General features: G+C 59.7%; 16 protein-coding genes. 5 read left to right on the top strand and 11 right to left on the bottom strand.

Going from position 1 to position 13,713, the window contains the following annotated elements; translation table 11 throughout:
• Nucleotides 1-68: 68 nt before the first annotated feature.
• Nucleotides 69-1,253 (top strand): C17 cyclopropane fatty acid synthase CfaB, encoded by a 1,185-nt coding sequence (gene cfaB, locus ACMDB8_RS27690; protein WP_056726794.1) that lies wholly within the window; start codon nt 69-71, stop codon nt 1,251-1,253.
• On the opposite strand, the gene cls is transcribed toward cfaB, so the two are convergent.
• On the bottom strand, nt 1,250-2,689 hold the full coding sequence (cls, locus tag ACMDB8_RS27685) for a cardiolipin synthase (protein ID WP_056726795.1): 1,440 nt from the start codon (nt 2,687-2,689) through the stop codon (nt 1,250-1,252). The two genes, cfaB and cls, sit on opposite strands and share 4 nt — an antisense overlap.
• A 132-nt stretch (nt 2,690-2,821) precedes the next feature.
• Between cls and ACMDB8_RS27680 the strand changes: the two genes are divergently transcribed.
• On the top strand, nt 2,822-3,343 hold the full coding sequence (locus ACMDB8_RS27680) for a DUF3617 domain-containing protein (protein ID WP_056726796.1): 522 nt from the start codon (nt 2,822-2,824) through the stop codon (nt 3,341-3,343).
• 125 nt (nt 3,344-3,468) lie between these two features.
• On the opposite strand, the gene ACMDB8_RS27675 is transcribed toward ACMDB8_RS27680, so the two are convergent.
• From ACMDB8_RS27675 to ACMDB8_RS27645, 7 genes are all read right to left on the bottom strand, one after another.
• Nucleotides 3,469-4,347, bottom strand: a complete 879-nt coding sequence (locus tag ACMDB8_RS27675) for a His/Gly/Thr/Pro-type tRNA ligase C-terminal domain-containing protein (protein ID WP_223542672.1) — start codon at nt 4,345-4,347, stop codon at nt 3,469-3,471.
• 120 nt (nt 4,348-4,467) lie between these two features.
• Nucleotides 4,468-5,028, bottom strand: a complete 561-nt coding sequence (locus ACMDB8_RS27670; protein WP_056726798.1) for a carbonate dehydratase — start codon at nt 5,026-5,028, stop codon at nt 4,468-4,470.
• Nucleotides 5,025-5,900 (bottom strand): metal ABC transporter substrate-binding protein, encoded by an 876-nt coding sequence (locus ACMDB8_RS27665; protein WP_056726799.1) that lies wholly within the window; start codon nt 5,898-5,900, stop codon nt 5,025-5,027. The genes ACMDB8_RS27670 and ACMDB8_RS27665 overlap by 4 nt, the downstream gene beginning before the upstream one ends.
• Nucleotides 5,901-5,911: 11 nt before the next feature.
• On the bottom strand, nt 5,912-6,778 hold the full coding sequence (locus ACMDB8_RS27660) for a metal ABC transporter permease (protein WP_056726800.1): 867 nt from the start codon (nt 6,776-6,778) through the stop codon (nt 5,912-5,914).
• Nucleotides 6,778-7,446: a metal ABC transporter ATP-binding protein gene (locus ACMDB8_RS27655; RefSeq protein WP_056726801.1), complete on the bottom strand. Its 669-nt coding sequence runs from the start codon at nt 7,444-7,446 to the stop codon at nt 6,778-6,780. The genes ACMDB8_RS27660 and ACMDB8_RS27655 overlap by 1 nt, the downstream gene beginning before the upstream one ends.
• Nucleotides 7,443-8,339: a GTP cyclohydrolase FolE2 gene (gene folE2 / locus ACMDB8_RS27650; RefSeq protein WP_409078203.1), complete on the bottom strand. Its 897-nt coding sequence runs from the start codon at nt 8,337-8,339 to the stop codon at nt 7,443-7,445. The genes ACMDB8_RS27655 and folE2 overlap by 4 nt, the downstream gene beginning before the upstream one ends.
• A gap of 145 nt (nt 8,340-8,484) precedes the next feature.
• The gene (locus ACMDB8_RS27645) at nt 8,485-8,862 is read right to left on the bottom strand and encodes a glutamine synthetase (protein ID WP_223542670.1); all 378 of its coding nucleotides are present in this window, start codon (nt 8,860-8,862) and stop codon (nt 8,485-8,487) included.
• Nucleotides 8,863-9,004: 142 nt separating this feature from the next.
• Between ACMDB8_RS27645 and zigA the strand changes: the two genes are divergently transcribed.
• On the top strand, nt 9,005-10,210 hold the full coding sequence (gene zigA / locus ACMDB8_RS27640) for a zinc metallochaperone GTPase ZigA (protein WP_409078202.1): 1,206 nt from the start codon (nt 9,005-9,007) through the stop codon (nt 10,208-10,210).
• Nucleotides 10,211-10,225: 15 nt separating this feature from the next.
• Here the strand turns inward: zigA and ACMDB8_RS27635 are convergent, their stop codons facing one another.
• Nucleotides 10,226-10,582, bottom strand: a complete 357-nt coding sequence (locus tag ACMDB8_RS27635) for a hypothetical protein (protein ID WP_056726803.1) — start codon at nt 10,580-10,582, stop codon at nt 10,226-10,228.
• A gap of 27 nt (nt 10,583-10,609) precedes the next feature.
• Between ACMDB8_RS27635 and ACMDB8_RS27630 the strand changes: the two genes are divergently transcribed.
• Nucleotides 10,610-11,581 (top strand): CobW family GTP-binding protein, encoded by a 972-nt coding sequence (locus ACMDB8_RS27630; RefSeq protein WP_409078201.1) that lies wholly within the window; start codon nt 10,610-10,612, stop codon nt 11,579-11,581.
• Nucleotides 11,582-11,585: 4 nt separating this feature from the next.
• On the opposite strand, the gene ACMDB8_RS27625 is transcribed toward ACMDB8_RS27630, so the two are convergent.
• Nucleotides 11,586-11,999, bottom strand: a complete 414-nt coding sequence (locus tag ACMDB8_RS27625; protein ID WP_056726805.1) for a DUF3301 domain-containing protein — start codon at nt 11,997-11,999, stop codon at nt 11,586-11,588.
• 119 nt (nt 12,000-12,118) lie between these two features.
• On the opposite strand from ACMDB8_RS27625, the gene pdxY reads away from it, so the two are divergent.
• Nucleotides 12,119-12,991, top strand: a complete 873-nt coding sequence (gene pdxY, locus ACMDB8_RS27620; RefSeq protein WP_056726806.1) for a pyridoxal kinase PdxY — start codon at nt 12,119-12,121, stop codon at nt 12,989-12,991.
• Nucleotides 12,992-13,084: 93 nt separating this feature from the next.
• Here pdxY and ACMDB8_RS27615 read toward each other — a convergent pair whose 3' ends face one another.
• Entirely contained in the window at nt 13,085-13,567 is a 483-nt protein-coding gene (locus tag ACMDB8_RS27615) for an acyl-CoA thioesterase (RefSeq protein WP_056726807.1), read from the bottom strand.
• Between the last annotated feature and the right edge of the window lie 146 nt (nt 13,568-13,713).

Genomic DNA, 13,713 nt, shown 5'->3' with positions numbered 1-13,713 from the left:
TCGATAGCCAGCTATTTTTCAAAGATGGTCTACCCTCTGATCAGACGTCTGAAACAAGGGGAATTTCCATGCTCGCGCAACTTCCACCGGCCTTACAGAATCTGCAATTACCGCTTCGCCTGAGACTCTGGGATGGCCATGAACTCAATCTGGGACCGGCGCCCAGCGTCACGATTGTGGTCAAGGATCCACAAATGGTCACTCAGTTTACCCATCCAAGCCTGGACGCCCTCGGTGCTGCGTTTGTCGAAGGCAAACTGGAACTCGAAGGCTCCATCAGCGAAGTGATCCGCGTCTGCGATGAATGGAGCCAGGCGTTGCTGGACGAAGACGACGACAACCAGCCTGTCCGTAGTGCCCATGACAAAGAGACTGACGCCAAGGCGATTTCCTACCACTACGACCTTTCCAACGCGTTCTATCAACTGTGGCTCGACAGCGATATGGCGTATTCCTGCGCTTACTTCGAGACCGGCAGCGAAAGCCTCGAGCAGGCCCAGCAAGCCAAGTTCCGTCATTTGTGCCGCAAGCTGCGCCTGCAGCCCGGCGAATATCTGCTGGATGTGGGTTGCGGGTGGGGCGGATTGGCGCGTTATGCGGCGCGGGAGTTTGGCGCGAAAGTGTTCGGTATCACCCTCAGCAAGGAGCAGTTGGCCCTGGCCCGGGAACGCGTAAAAGCGGAGGGCCTGGAGGATCTGGTCGAACTGCAACTGCTCGACTATCGCGATCTGCCGCAGGATGGCCGTTTCGACAAGGTTGTCAGCGTCGGCATGTTCGAACACGTCGGCCACGCCAATTTGGCGGAGTACTGCAAGACCCTGTTCGGTGCGGTGAAAGAGGGCGGCCTGGTGATGAATCACGGGATCACCGCCAAATACACCGATGGCCGTCCGGTGGGACGCGGTGCCGGCGAATTCATCGAGAAATACGTGTTCCCCAACGGCGAACTGCCGCACCTTTCAATGATCTCTGCCGAGATCAGTGAGGCCGGGCTGGAGATCGTCGACGTCGAAAGCTTGCGCCTGCACTACGCACGCACGCTCGATCACTGGAGCGAGCGCCTGGAGGACAACCTCGAAGCGGCGTCCAAACTCGTACCGGAACAAGCCCTGCGTATCTGGCGGCTGTACCTGGCCGGTTGCGCTTACGCGTTTGCCCGGGGCTGGATCAACCTGCACCAGATTCTCGCGGTGAAGGCCCACGCCGATGGCAGTCATGAACTGCCATGGACCCGTGACGATATCTACCTCTAGAGAACCGGCGAAATAAGTCGGGCGACCCGCATGCCGACCTGCTGCAGGCGGTGGGTCTCCCGGCCTTCTCCTTTGGCGATTTCGTGGGCGTTGGCGAAATCATCGTTGAGCATCTGTTCCACCTCGGCGGCAAAGGCGCGGTCGACGGTCAGCAGCATCACTTCAAAATTCAGCCGGAACGACCGGTTGTCCAGGTTGGCGCTGCCGATGGCGCTGATTTCGCTGTCGATCAACACCACTTTCTGGTGCAGGAATCCGGGCTCGTAACGGAACACCCGCACACCGGCGCGCACGGCTTCGAAGGCGTAGAGGCTGGAGGCGGCGTAGACGATTCGGTGGTCGGGTCGAGACGGCAACAGCAGCCGTACATCCACACCCCGCAGCACCGCCAGGCGCAACGCTGCGAACACGGCTTCATCGGGGATGAAGTACGGGCTGGTGATCCAGACCCGTTCCGTCGCCGCATGGATCGCTTCGACAAAGAACAGAGAGCAGGTTTCGTAGGCGTCTGCCGGGCCGCTGGCGAGCAACTGGCACAGCACGCCGTCTTCCGGGTAAACCTCGGGCAGGATCAGTGGCGGCAGGGCATGAGCCACCCAGAACCAGTCTTCAGCGAAAGACTCCTGCATGCACGCCACCACTGGCCCGCGCACTTGCACGTGGGTATCGCGCCAGGGGGCCAGGGGCGGTTTTTCGCCCATGTATTCATCACCGACGTTGTGCCCGCCGACGAAGCCGAGAATGCCGTCTACGACCACTATCTTGCGATGGTTGCGGAAGTTCACCTGAAAGCGATTGAACCAGCCACTACGGGGGCCAAAAGCCTTGACCTCGACTCCGCCATCACGCAAAGCCTGCACGTACCCGTTGGGCAGGGAGTGACTGCCGATTCGGTCATACAACAGGTAGATCGCCACGCCTTCGGCGGCTTTCTTCAACAGCAAAGTCTGCAGGAGTTGGCCTAGGCGGTCGTCGTGGACGATGAAAAACTGGATCAGCACGGCTTCTTTGGCCTGGCTGATGGCATCAAAAATGGCGTCGAATGTCGCCTGGCCGTTGATCAACAGCCGCGTCTGGTTATTGGCCAGGCAGGGCATGTGTCCGAGCTTGGGCATCGCTCTGAGTGAGGCGTAGGCAGAAGACGCGCGGGCGGTGAGCGCTTCCTCTACCCAAGGTCGCCAGTTGAGTTCGGAAACGGCCTTGCGCATCTCCTCGTTGGCCTGCCGCCGCGCCTTGATATAGCCATCAAAGGTGCTGCGGCCGAACATCAGGTACGGGATCAGCGTGAGGTAAGGGATGAAAAACAGCGACAGGGCCCAGGCGATCGAGCCTTGGGCGGTACGGACGGTCAACACGGCATGTATGGCCGCGATCATGCCCAGCGAGTGCAACAGGGCGATGGTATAACCGAAAATATGCGGTCCGAAATAATCCATGGGGGCTGCCTTGCTCCTGAAGATTCAGTGCTTAACAGACCATGTTCCGTGCAGAATGTCGCTAATTAATTCGCCCATGAACCGAAGCTTGCGGCTGACGTCTAACGGCCACTACTGATCAGGAGTTACTCGATGAACGTTCGTCTGCTGGGTTTGGCCATGGCACTGGGTTTGGCACTTCCTGTGGCGGCTCACGCGCAAATGCTGCAACCAGGATTGTGGGAGATGACCACGAGCAACATGAAGGTCGACGAGCAGAATATGCCGGACCTGCAATTGATCCTCGGCCAGATCCAGAGCCAGATGACCCCTGAGCAGCGCGCCCAACTGGAAAAGCAGGGCATCACCATGGGCGGAAAAGGGATCCGGGCGTGCCTGACCCCTGAGCAGGTCAAGACCGACAACATCCCGCTGACCGATCCGCAGTCTGGCTGCAAACAGGAAATCACCGACCGCTCCGGCAATCAGTGGAAATTCCGTTTCAGTTGCCCGAGAGCCCAGGGTGCCGGCGTGGCGACGTTCCTCAGTGATCGCGAATTCACCACCAAGGTCAACGGGACGTTCAACGCCACCGGCATTCAGCAGAAGGGCAGCCTCGAATCCCGCGCCGTCTGGTTGGGGCAGGATTGCGGCACGGTGAAGCCAAGAGCTTAAAAGCTTCGTCGGATCGCCTTCGCGAGCAAGCCCGCTCCCACACTGGATCTGTGGTGTTCACAAAACCAATGTGGGAGCAGGCTTGGTCCGGGCGGCGTTCCGACGAAGGCGTCCACCCAGCCTCCCTAGATCCCCGGCCGACTCAACCACTCACACGCCGCCTCGACAGCCATCCGGCCAAAATCCTCCCCCGTGCGGCTGCGCACACTGACAAACCCCCCAGCCTGTTCCTTTTCACCAACCACGACCAGGTACGGCACGGTCTGGCTGTGCTGGCGAATCTTGTAGCGGACTTTTTCGTTTCGCAGATCGGCCTTGGCGCGCACGCCTTTTTGGCGCAAGGATTCGGTCACCGCTTGGGCATAAGTTGCCTGGCGGTCATCCATGCTCACGACGACCACATGGGGTGGAACGCGCCAGTGTTGCAGTTCCTGATGGCTGGACCAGCAGGTGCCGTAGATCCGTTGCTGTAACGTGCCGCTGATGTGATCGAGGGCAAAGGCCTGCAAGACTTTGGTGGTGGGGACGTGCGGTCCGTGACTTTGGTACTCGGTGTCCCCCAGACGGTACAGCGGCACTGCTTCGCGCGCCGGCCGTCGACGGATCGAGTGATTGGTCGCTGCCAGTGACTGCATGCGCGCTTCGATGAGGGGCAGGTCTGCCGGGGTCAGCGGTTGCTCGACTGTGAACTCGTAAAAGAAACCGTCACCCAATTCCTTTCCCGCACGCATTTGCGCATGAGGGTGCAGTTGCTTGACCGCCATGGCCAGCATCAACGCGCAGGAGCGGCGCAGGATCTCCAAGCCATCCGGCTCCCGGGGGGTGACAATGCTGACGCGGGCATCCGCCTCGATCAGGTATTCGCAGTCCACCAATACACCATTGACTCGACCTGCTACGGCTGCGCTGGCCAGTTCGAGACCGATGCTGGCGGCCATCTCGTGCACGGACAGTGGCTGGTCGTATTCACGCAATGAACCATCGGGCAGGGTGATCTGGATCATGGTCGGCGTACTCACGTGCTTCTAACGAGCGTTATCGCATAAACCGTAGGGGTAAACATTAAGACGTTTGTCGTGCCAGGCAATTTGTCCTGACACGATGGCTGTTTTTGGCCACCCGCGTCAGAACTCGTTTTGCAGGGCTTTGTAGCCGCGCACCAGATCGACGTTGGTGCGCGCCACGTCTTCGGAAAACTCCGAGGCACTGACACTTACCGGCGGGTATTGCGAGAGGTCGGTGTTGGGGCCAATCCGCGTGGTGGAGGGCACGTAGAAGGCTTCAGGCAGGTCACGACCGTCCACCACCGAGTTGTGCCGCACCACGCAACCGTCACCGACCACACAGTTGAACAGTACGCTGTTGAAGCCGATGAACACTCGATTGCCCACGATGCAGGGACCATGCACGATCGAGCGGTGGGCGATGGAACTGAACTCGCCAATGGTCACCGCCGCACCGGATTTGGAATGGATCACCACGCCGTCCTGGATGTTCGAGTTGGCACCGATGGTGATCGGCTGCATGTCGCCTGAGTCATCGACTTCGTCTGCGCGGATCACCGCGTAGGGCCCGACGAACACGTTCTCGCCGATCACCACTTTGCCGCAGATGATCGCCGTCTTGTCGACGTAGGCCGACTCGGCAATCAGCGGTAAATCTCCGGAAGGGTTCTTGCGGATCATGGCTTGCTCAACGCGTTGTACAGGGTGTTGAGGTTGTACTCGAACAACCCGGTGAAGGTGCTGGCCGGACCGCTCGCCGCCAGGGCATCGGAGTACAGCGTGCCGCCGATCTGCGCGCCGCTTTCATCCGCGATCTGCTTGAGCAGGCGTGCGTCCTTGATGTTTTCCATGAACACCGCCTTGACCTTGGCTTGACGAATCTGGGTGATCAGTGCGGCCACTTCGGCGGCTGAAGGTTCGCGCTCGGTGGACAGGCCTTGAGGCGCCATGAACTCGATGCCGTAGGCTTGGCCGAGATAACCGAAGGCATCATGGGACGTGACGATCTTGCGGTTGCCCGGTGGCAGTGAACCGAGCTTGGCCTTGGCTTCGGCGAGCAGGGCATAGACCTGTTTCAGGTACTCCTGGCTGTTGCGCTCATAGTCGGCGGCGTTCGCCGGGTCGGCGGCAATCAGCGCCTTGGTAATGTTGGCGATGTACAGTTCGGTATTCGCCAGATTATGCCAGGCGTGCGGATCAGGAACGGTTTCGCCGTCTTCATCCAGGCTACGCGGGATGACGCCGTGGCTTGCGCTGATGACTGGCGCCCGGGTCTCTGTGCTCGTTACCAGGCGATCCAGCCAGGGCTCGAAACCCAGGCCGTTCTTGATGATGAGCCTGGCCTTGAGCAGCGCTTTGGCGTCGTCCGGTGTCGGCTCGTAGGTATGGGCATCCGCGTCCGGGCCGACCATGTTGGTGATCTGGATATGATCTTTGCCGACCTGGCGGGTCATGTCGGCAAGGATGCTGAAGCTGGTGACCACCTGAAGTTTTTCGGCGGCAGACAGCGACATCGACACCATCAAGCTGAACAGCACGAGTAAAGCGCGCATCGGGTAACACCTCATTGGGATGTGAGCAAAGGCGGGTGGCGCAGCAAGCCGTGCACCGGCCCGAACACCACGGACAACAGATACCCACCGCCGGCCACCAGCACGATTGCCGGGCCACTGGGCAGCGAGTAATAGAACGAGATCAATAAACCGAGCCACACCGAGAGGCTGCCGAGCAAGGCGGCGACGACGATCAGCACCGGCAGACGACGACTCCAGAAGCGCGCCGCGGCGGCAGGCAGCATCATCAGGCCGACCACCATCAACGCGCCGATCGCCTGGAAACCGATGACCAGATTCAACACCACCAGCGTCAGGAATACGCCGTGGGCCAAGGGGCCGAGTCGGCTGACCGTTTGCAGAAAAAGCGGGTCGAGGGTGTCGAGCAGTAGTGGTTTGTAGATCAATGCCATGGCCATCAGGCTCAGGCCCGAGACCCAAAGCATGCCGGTCAAGGTCGGGCCGTCGACCGCCAGCGCCGAGCCAAATAACAGGTGCAACAGGTCCAGGCGTTTGCCGGCGATGCCGAGAATCAGTACGCCACCGGCCAGGGAAATCGGGTAGATCGCCGCGAGGCTGGCGTCCTCTCGCAGGCCGGTTCGCCGCGTAATCCAGGCTGCAAGGCCGGCCATGCTCAGGCCAGCGCCGAGACCGCCGATGGTCAACGCCGGGAGGCTCAAGCCGGCAAACCAGAATCCCAGGGCCGCACCGGGAAGGATGCCGTGGGCGACCGCATCGCCGATCAGGCTCATGCGCCTGAGGATCAGAAACACTCCAAGAGGCGCCGTACTGCACGCCAGGAGCAAACCGCCCAGCAGCGCCCGACGCATGAACACGAACTCGTGGAACGGTTGCCAAAGATGCGCGGCAGCGATCATCAGGCCACCTGCGTTTGTGGTGGTTGGCTGATCAGTTCGGTGCTCGGACCGTATACGCAACCGCTGCCTTTGATCTGCAACGTGTGTGGGATGTGCTCGCGGACAGCGGCGAGGTCATGGCACACGACCACCTGTGTCCGGCCTTCAAGGTGCCATTGGTGTATGTGCTTCCAAAGCAATGCCTGGCCGACTTCATCGAGGGCCGCGTGGGGTTCATCCAGCAACAGCAAGGGTGCATCGGTCAGGCTCAATCGGGCGAGCAGGGCGCGTTGCAATTCGCCGCCGGAGAGGGCCATCAACGGTCGATCTTCCAGGCCGTTCAAGCACCAGTTTTCAAGGACGGTTTTCAGTCGTTGGCTACGGATCTCCGGTGACTGTTTGCTGCCCCAGAAACCGGCGGCAATCAATGCCTGAAGGCTGATCGGAAATTGCCTGTCCAGGTGTTGTTGCTGGGGCAGGAACGACAGACTGCGCTTGAGTGGAACACTCAGTCGAACCTTTCCGGCCAACGGTTTTTGCAGGCCAGCGATGACCTTCAACAGGCTGCTTTTCCCGGAGCCGTTCGCACCGATGATGGCGGTCAGGCTGCCCTGCGACAGTTCGAGGTCCAGCGCTGGCGTGAGTGGCTGCCCAGGTGCGCCCCAACGTAAAGCGTGGCAAGCAATCATGCGAGCTCCCAGCTGAAACGGCTTTCGGCTACAGCGTCATGGGCGTGCAGGCTTTCGGCGTGGGTCACACGAATATGGAAGGCATTGATACCTGTGGAGCGCTTCAGGGCCAGATTCAAACGGCGTGCGGCGTCCTCGCAGAACATCAGGTTCTGACCATTGGCGAGGGCGAAGGCCTGTTCGTCGGCGCGCTTTACCGCTGTTTGAACGGCGGTGCCGAGTGCGGCTTCGGCGTCGTTGATGATGGCGATCAGAGGCAACTCGTCCAAAAAATCGGCCAACCGTACGCGCAACTTTGCGCTGCTGCGTTGGCTGTGGGGGGTAGCGATGATGCCGTTCGGGGAGCCGAGCCAGGCTAAAACGTCGGCGTGTTGCGGTGGCTTGTTGGCGAAATCATCGATGAACTGCTGCTGAATCAACTGTCGAGAAAGGGCTGCGGAACACGGGCAGGTTGAGGAATAAGGCACGTCGATTTTTAGTTCCACGTGGAACATTGCGTTTTTCAAGCGCGCTTCGATGGTCACTGGATAGCTTTTCCAGCCGGCCAATGGACTGATCAGCGCCGGCCTTTTCAGCAACAAATCGGCGTGAATGCTTAGGTGTGCGCTACTCGACAGCCCTTCATGACTATCAAGAAAGCGCTGCAAAACCCGCCGCAATAAAACCGGTGAAAGGTTTTCCTGCTCCAGCAATTCAAGCGCCAGATAGAGCCGTGACATATGAATGCCGCGCGCGTTGCCATCGTCGAGGCTAACGCCGGCATCGGCTTTTGCGTTCAATCGTTGGCCATCAAAAAAAACGGGAAGAGCAATGCCGCACATGCCCACCCACTCCAGTGGAAGGGCTTGGCGTGAGGCCTGCGCGGCGATATCCGGCAGAGTCAGCGCATTCATGAGCAGGTCCATCGTGGGAGTTGATTTGTCATGTTATAGTATAACAATAAAATCGGCGATGCCTTTTTCATGAACGGACTTTCATCACGCGCAACCACCACATGCTCAGCCTGATTTCACGCCATCAACAGAAAAACAAAGAGGCCTAACAGCCAGCGATCCGGCTGCAAGTGAACCTGGCGCTGCTGCCGCCGGAGCTGGAAAACCGGTTGATCGTGGTCCAGCCGACGCGCCGGTTGTAGCCAACCCAGGCCTCGCCATCGGAAGCGATACCGGTGAAAAACGTCAGCTGGCCGTAGCGGCTGTTGGTCTGCGCCCAATAGCGTTTTCCGGCCGTTTCGAAGCCCCGCAGATAAAGGGTGTTGCCGACGGTGTTGACGCTGTAGGCGTTGCCCTGCGCATCCTCGCAGGCCAGCAGATTGGCGCTGCGGGTGCATTTGGCCAGGGTCGGGACCTGTGCCATCGCGTCGGCAGCCACCAACAGGGAAAGCATGATCAATGCAGATTTAAGGGCGTTGCGCATGGGCTTTCTCGCGAGGGGAGCGGCGTTCAGCATCCTGTCCTTTGCACTGTCGGGCAAGATGGGATGGTTTATTTGCATTGTTACAGTATAACATTGTGTAGGCCCGACACAGCGACCGGGCATCCCTGTGAGGAATATGCAGATGTCCAATCGACTTCCCGTGACCGTTCTCTCCGGCTTTTTAGGCGCCGGAAAAAGTACACTTCTTAATTACATACTACGTAATCGCGATGGGTTGCGAGTTGCAGTCATCGTCAACGATATGAGCGAAATCAACGTCGATGGCACCGAAGTCCAGCGCGATGTCAGCCTGAATCGCGCTGAAGAACGGTTGGTCGAGATGAGCAACGGGTGTATTTGCTGTACGTTACGTGAAGACTTGCTTGAGGAGGTGAGTCAACTCGCCAGGGAGGGTCGCTTCGACTATCTGCTGATCGAGTCCACCGGTATTTCCGAACCGCTGCCAGTAGCGGAAACCTTCACCTTTCGCAATGAAAGCGGCCAAAGCCTCAACGACATCGCTCGTCTCGACACTATGGTCACGGTGGTCGATGGCATGAACTTCCTGATCGATTACCAGGCTGCCGAAAGCCTGGCTTCCCGAGGAGAAACCCTTGGGGAAGAAGACGAACGTTCGATTACCGATCTGTTGATCGAGCAGGTCGAATTCGCCGATGTGATTTTGCTCAGCAAGATCGACTTGATCAGCAGCCACCAACGCGAGGAGCTGATCGCCATACTTGAGCGGCTCAACGCCCGGGCGGAAATCATTCCGATGGCGATGGGTGAAATCCCCTTGAACAAGATTCTCAACACCGGTCGTTTTGACTTCGAAAAGGCTGCCCAGGCACCGGGATGGCTGCAGGAACTGCGCGGCGAACACGTGCCGGAAACCGAGGAGTACGGTATTGCTTCCAGTGCTTACCGGGCGCGCCGGCCGTTCCATCCGCAGCGTTTCTTCAACTTCATCGACGGTCCTTGGGATAACGGCAAGCTGCTGCGCTCCAAGGGCTTTTTCTGGCTGGCGAGCAAGCACATGGACGCCGGCAGCTGGTCTCAGGCCGGTGGTTTGATGCGCTATGGTTTTGCCGGGCGCTGGTGGCGCTTTGTACCGAAAAACCAATGGCCGCAGGACGAAGAAAGTACCGCCGGGATCATGAAAAACTGGACCGCCGACAGCGGAGACTGCCGCCAGGAACTGGTGTTCATCGGCCAGGACATCGACTTCACGCAACTCACGGCTGAGCTGGACGCATGCCTGCTGACCGATGAGGAAATGGCGCTGGGCGTAGAGGGTTGGCGTTTGCTGCCTGATCCATTCGGCCCTTGGTACGACGAAGCCGCCTGATCCACTACTGGCGCTTCAAGGCTTGAGCCAGATGCCCTGGCTCCGGGCCTCGCAGTATGGCTGCAGATACGCCGCGTCGGTGGCAACGCCGTAATAGTGAATATCCTGTCGGTAGGGCATATTGGCGACTTGGGCGTTGCTGCAGATACCAAATGCGCCGCCGGGGCATTGATCGACGTACTGCACATCGACTTTCTGTCCCGCCAGGTTTGGTTGGCAGAAACCATCGGCGAAGAGTTTTGGCGGGATGTTGCGGTTCTGCTGGCAAACCTGGACGTCAAGCCGCTCGCCCTGGCTGTGAACCACACAAGCCTGGGCCAGCGCCTCGCCTGAAACGAGTGCCAGGAGCAACGACAAGCCGATCAACCGCATCCACCACCTCCTCAGAAATCATCAACCATGCTGCAGAATATCCCCACTCATGTCATTGCCGGCCCGTTGGGCGCCGGCAAGACCAGCCTGATCAAGCAACTGCTGGCCCAGCGCCCGGCTGGCGAGCGGTGGGCAGTATTGATCAACGAGTTTGGCCAGATCGGTCTCGACGCTGCGCTACTGACCCAGGACGCCGATGGTATCGCACTGGGGGAAGTGGCCGGGGGTTGCTTGTGTTGCGTCAACGGTGCACCGTTTCAGATTGGTCTTGGGCGCTTGTTGCGCAAGGCACAACCGGATCGGCTGTTCATAGAGCCCTCGGGACTGGGGCATCCGGCGCAGTTGCTCAGGCAATTGAACGAAGCGCCGTGGCAAGGCGTGTTGGCCGTCCAGCCTTGTGTGCTGGTGGTGGATGCCCAGGCGCTCGCCGCAGGCAAACCGCTGCCGGATGTTCAGCAGCAAGCGCTGGGCCATGCGGGACTGCTGCTGTTGAACAAGTCTGAAGGTCTCGAAGAAGACATCCGCCAGCGAATCGCCGGGCAATTGCCGCCGCTCCCCCTGTGCTGGACGCAACAGGCGGCTTTACCCTTGAGCGAGTTGCCGGGGTTGAATGCCAAAGCGCGGGCAGGTGTGGATAACTTCGTCGTGCCCAAGGGATTGGCGCAGCTGCCGGCAGTCTGGAGCGATCCCGCGTTGCCCATTTGCCTGCGTCAGGAACAGGACGGAGGCTGGAGCATCGGATGGCGTTGGCACCCAAGCCAGGTGTTTGATGCCGCTCTGGTTGGCCGGTGGCTTGAAAGCCTTGGCTGGAGGCGGGCGAAGCTGGTTATCCACAGTGCCAGCGGCTGGATCTCGGCGAACGCGGTGGATAACTCGGCGCTGGACTGGCAACCCAGTGAATGGCGGCAGGATTCGCGTATCGAGCTGATTTTCAGTGAAGCGCAGAATGCAGAACAGTTGCAGCGTGAGCTGGCTGCGTGCCGATCCGGATCGGGTTAACGGCTCAAGGCCGCCACTTGGTATGGTCCTGACGCCACTGACTCAGCTCGATCACTTCCGCGCGAGGTTTCGCCACGTCGACCACTGGTTCGGTTTCGTCGAACGGGACCGGGTAGGGCGCCAGTTCAATCTGTGCGCTGTGAGCGCCGAACTGGGTGATGGTGCCGTTGTGGCGGCTTTCGCCGGTTACGGTGAATTCGAAGTTATACACACGGGCCAGGCGTCGCCGACCACTGGCATCCTTGATGAAGGCGATTCTTTTCAAGGCCACGTTGCCGTCTAGCAATTCAATCCCGAGCTTGCCGCAATGCTGCTTGACCCGTTCCAGCGCGCGCTCGCGCAAGCCGTGGTTGTGCCATAGCCATGCGCCGGCAGTGGCGAACAGCATCAGCACGAATATATTTCCAAGGGTCAGCATCAACAGGGTGCTCCAACAAGATAGTGTCAGCTTAACTGTGTCGCTGGTCTGTCGTACAGGCTGCGTTTAGTCGCATACTGCGCGGCTAGAATTTCAATCGTTTTACGGAAATCCACCGCATGAAACGTACACCGCATTTGCTCGCTATCCAGTCCCACGTGGTATTCGGTCACGCCGGCAACAGTGCCGCGGTTTTCCCGATGCAACGGGTCGGGGTGAATGTCTGGCCGCTCAACACCGTGCAGTTCTCCAATCACACCCAGTACGGTCAGTGGGCCGGTGAAGTGCTGGCGCCACACCAGATTCCTGACCTGGTCGAAGGCATCGCGGCGATTGGCGAGCTGGGCAACTGCGATGCGGTGCTCTCCGGTTACCTCGGCAGTGCGGCCCAGGGCCGGGCGATCCTGACGGGGGTGGAGCGGATCAAGTCGATGAACCCCAAGGCGCTGTACCTGTGTGACCCGGTCATGGGGCATCCGGAGAAGGGCTGCAGTGTTCCGGCGGAAGTCAGTGATTTCCTGCTGGAAGAGGCCGCCGCCGTGGCGGACTTCATGTGCCCGAACCAATTGGAGCTAGACAGCTTCTCCGGGCGCAAGCCGCAATCGCTGTTCGATTGCCTGGCAATGGCGCGTGCATTGCTGGTGCGCGGTCCGAAAGCGGTGCTGGTCAAGCATCTGGACTACCCCGGTAAACCGGCGGAGGTCTTCGAGATGCTGCTGGTGACGGCCGAAGGCGGCTGGCATTTGCAGCGCCCGTTGCTGGCGTTCCCGCGTCAGCCGGTGGGCGTGGGCGATTTGACGTCCGGCCTGTTCCTGGCCCGTGTGCTGTTGGGCGACAGCCTGGTGGCCGCGTTCGAGTTCGCGGCGTCGGCGGTGCATGAAGTGCTGCTGGAAACCCAGGCCTGTGCCAGCTACGAGTTGGAACTGGTTCGGGCTCAGGATCGGATTGCGCATCCGCGGGTGCGGTTCGAGGCGACCTCGATCAGTTTTTAATCAGATTTGGGCAGAAAGATCGCAGCCTGCGGCAGCTCCTACAAGGGAATGTGACCTACTTGTAGGAGCTGCCGCAGGCTGCGATCTTTAGCTTTAAGCGTCGCCCTTGATCTCCTGATAACGCTTTTCCAGCTCTTGACGAATCTGGCGACGCTGCTGAGCCTGGATGAAGCGGCGCTTGCTCTCGCTGTTGTCCGGTTGCAGCGGCGGTACCGATGCAGGTTTACGCTGGTCATCCACCGCGACCATGGTGAAGAAGCAACTGTTGGTGTGGCGCACCGAGCGTTCGCGGATGTTCTCGGTCACCACTTTGATGCCCACCTCCATGGAGGTGTTGCCGGTGTAGTTGACCGAGGCGAGAAAGGTCACCAGTTCGCCGACATGGATCGGCTCGCGGAAAATGACCTGATCCACCGACAGGGTCACCACATAGCGGCCGGCATAACGGCTGGCGCAGGCGTAGGCCACTTCGTCGAGGTATTTGAGCAGGGTGCCGCCGTGGACATTGCCAGAGAAGTTGGCCATGTCGGGGGTCATCAATACCGTCATCGACAGCTGGGCGTTTCCGGGTTCCATAGCATTCTCACGGGTCAAGGCCAGGTTTGAGGGATGCACCTCTGCGGGTGCCTCAGTGGTTTTTTCAAACCAACAGTTATCGGGACGCCGGGTGCAGGGTCGCCGTCACGCCGGATCGATCTGTTTCCATATATTGCACCGCCTTT

This window comes from Pseudomonas monachiensis (assembly GCF_047345015.1).
In the GTDB taxonomy this organism is placed as follows: domain Bacteria; phylum Pseudomonadota; class Gammaproteobacteria; order Pseudomonadales; family Pseudomonadaceae; genus Aquipseudomonas; species Aquipseudomonas monachiensis.
The sequence above is the reverse complement of the archived record's forward strand: the minus strand, read 5'-3'. Positions and strand labels throughout refer to the sequence as shown.

Bases quoted from the DNA above. Each gene is read 5' to 3' on its own strand.
- cfaB (WP_056726794.1), top strand. From the start codon at position 69: ATGCTCGCGCAACTTCCACCGGCCTTACAGAATCTGCAATTACCGCTT.
- cls (WP_056726795.1), bottom strand. From the start codon at position 2,689: ATGGATTATTTCGGACCGCATATTTTCGGTTATACCATCGCCCTGTTG.
- ACMDB8_RS27680 (WP_056726796.1), top strand. From the start codon at position 2,822: ATGAACGTTCGTCTGCTGGGTTTGGCCATGGCACTGGGTTTGGCACTT.
- ACMDB8_RS27675 (WP_223542672.1), bottom strand. From the start codon at position 4,347: ATGATCCAGATCACCCTGCCCGATGGTTCATTGCGTGAATACGACCAG.
- ACMDB8_RS27670 (WP_056726798.1), bottom strand. From the start codon at position 5,028: ATGATCCGCAAGAACCCTTCCGGAGATTTACCGCTGATTGCCGAGTCG.
- ACMDB8_RS27665 (WP_056726799.1), bottom strand. From the start codon at position 5,900: ATGCGCGCTTTACTCGTGCTGTTCAGCTTGATGGTGTCGATGTCGCTG.
- ACMDB8_RS27660 (WP_056726800.1), bottom strand. From the start codon at position 6,778: ATGATCGCTGCCGCGCATCTTTGGCAACCGTTCCACGAGTTCGTGTTC.
- ACMDB8_RS27655 (WP_056726801.1), bottom strand. From the start codon at position 7,446: ATGATTGCTTGCCACGCTTTACGTTGGGGCGCACCTGGGCAGCCACTC.
- folE2 (WP_409078203.1), bottom strand. From the start codon at position 8,339: ATGAATGCGCTGACTCTGCCGGATATCGCCGCGCAGGCCTCACGCCAA.
- ACMDB8_RS27645 (WP_223542670.1), bottom strand. From the start codon at position 8,862: ATGCGCAACGCCCTTAAATCTGCATTGATCATGCTTTCCCTGTTGGTG.
- zigA (WP_409078202.1), top strand. From the start codon at position 9,005: ATGTCCAATCGACTTCCCGTGACCGTTCTCTCCGGCTTTTTAGGCGCC.
- ACMDB8_RS27635 (WP_056726803.1), bottom strand. From the start codon at position 10,582: ATGCGGTTGATCGGCTTGTCGTTGCTCCTGGCACTCGTTTCAGGCGAG.
- ACMDB8_RS27630 (WP_409078201.1), top strand. From the start codon at position 10,610: ATGCTGCAGAATATCCCCACTCATGTCATTGCCGGCCCGTTGGGCGCC.
- ACMDB8_RS27625 (WP_056726805.1), bottom strand. From the start codon at position 11,999: ATGCTGACCCTTGGAAATATATTCGTGCTGATGCTGTTCGCCACTGCC.
- pdxY (WP_056726806.1), top strand. From the start codon at position 12,119: ATGAAACGTACACCGCATTTGCTCGCTATCCAGTCCCACGTGGTATTC.
- ACMDB8_RS27615 (WP_056726807.1), bottom strand. From the start codon at position 13,567: ATGGAACCCGGAAACGCCCAGCTGTCGATGACGGTATTGATGACCCCC.